This window comes from bacterium, assembly GCA_021372535.1.
GTDB lineage: Bacteria > Latescibacterota > Latescibacteria > Latescibacterales > Latescibacteraceae > JAFGMP01.
This window is the reverse complement of sequence record JAJFUH010000136.1, coordinates 1-1,610: the sequence shown is the minus strand read 5'-3', so window position 1 is coordinate 1,610 and position 1,610 is coordinate 1. Positions and strand designations below refer to the sequence as shown.

2 protein-coding genes are annotated in these 1,610 nt (G+C 42.7%); one reads left to right on the top strand and one right to left on the bottom strand.

What is annotated here, in order from left to right; all coding sequences use genetic code 11:
- Positions 1 to 742, top strand: a 742-nt coding sequence (locus LLG96_12570) for a PAS domain-containing protein (protein MCE5251043.1), incomplete at its 5' end; no start/stop codon positions are given.
- A 185-nt stretch (positions 743 to 927) separates the two neighbouring features.
- Here the strand turns inward: LLG96_12570 and LLG96_12565 are convergent.
- Entirely contained in the window at positions 928 to 1,299 is a 372-nt protein-coding gene (locus LLG96_12565) for a HEAT repeat domain-containing protein (GenBank protein ID MCE5251042.1), read from the bottom strand.
- Positions 1,300 to 1,610: the final 311 nt, after the last annotated feature.

The window sequence follows — 1,610 nt, the reverse complement described above, 5'->3', positions numbered from 1 at the left end:
GTGCTCTTCCGATCTTACTGTAAAAGGGCAGAACATTTTTTCATACATGATAACGGAAGAGATCCCCGTTGTTATGGAAAAGTTTTCCCAACTGACCCCAGATCAGCCAACTATATCATTTGAACTTAGAATAAAGGATAGCCAGGGAATATTTTTCTGGTACCAGTGGAATACGCGGGGGATCTATGATGATGCGGGTGTCCTGGTTGAATACCAGTCTGTTGGACGCGATATCACAACCGAGCGGCAACAGGCAATAAAAATTCGTGAGAGTGAAGAACGTTTCAGGATGATTACCGATCTCTCCCCTTTTCCCATTTCCATCATCGATAATCAAGGCAACTTCCTTTATATCAATAATAATTTTACGCAACTCTTCGGGTATATACTCGAAGATATCCCTACTGAAAAAGATTGGTTTTCAATGGCGTTTCCCGATATTTCTGAGCGTAGGGAGATAATGCATATATGGAAAAATGATATTGCCCATTCAATAACCGGTGAGCTCAGACCCCCTGTGTTTCCCGTTACGTGCAAAGACGGAGCCATTTGCCAAATCATGATTTTCCGGGCCACTCTTCAGAGTGGTGAGCGGTTTATAGTATATGAAGATCTTTCGACGAAAAAAGAATCAGAGCGGCTCCATTCTGTCCTTGCATCAATTGTGAATTCTTCAACCGACGCCATCATGTTATATCGGAATCTCAATGATTCGACCCCCCATCAAAGTGATGAAAGATAAATCGTTGACATGTCATAATTATCAGGAAATTTCAGACAAAACCCAACCGCCCAATATGGATCTCTTGGAGTCCCAAACAAAATCTACGTGATTATAGCGGTATCAACCGAAAACAAAAAAAATTAGATGTTTTGACGGACTTTGTGTAAAAGTATGGTATCTCATATATGTTTTGAGGTATGAAATTAGGCTCTCATAACTGAAATTCTCTCTAATGCTTCTTCTGCAGCGATCCTGACGTAAGCGTTGTCGTTTTTCAGGACAGATTCAAGTGGTGACACTGCCTTTGAATCACCAATCTTGCCAAGTGCTGCAGCGGCAGCAAAGCGGACGTCCTGGTCAGGATCCTTGAGAAGTGTGATTAACGGGGTCACCGACTGGGCGGCACCGATGTTCGCAAGTGCATCTGCCGCAAGATACCTTACCCAGCGGTCCTCGTCCTTCAGCGCCGGGATCAGGTAATCAGCTGCCGGCTTCCCGAATCTCTCAAGTTCAATAACTGCTTTCCAGCGTTCGATATTCTCTTTGTTTGCAAGTGATGCTGCTGTATTCTTCATTGTATAACACCATCCCCCCATAATCAGGGTTGTAGAGTAATCAATATGGGTATATTATCATTATTTGCCAGAAATTACTGCACGGCAATAGCGATTGGCAAAAATGGAACCTGTTGTTTATGTAAAAATAGAATTTGCAGGAATTAATCGTTTTTAAGGATGAAAGGTCTGCGATGAGTTGCTTCTTTTGTGGATACTACCTCATCTTTTACCCTACCAAACTGATGGTACCCTTCAGTCCCGACCATGTCCTCACATTGCTAAATTTTCTAAAAAAGAAAGGTTTTGGGGCTCCGATGGGGGTTGCATAT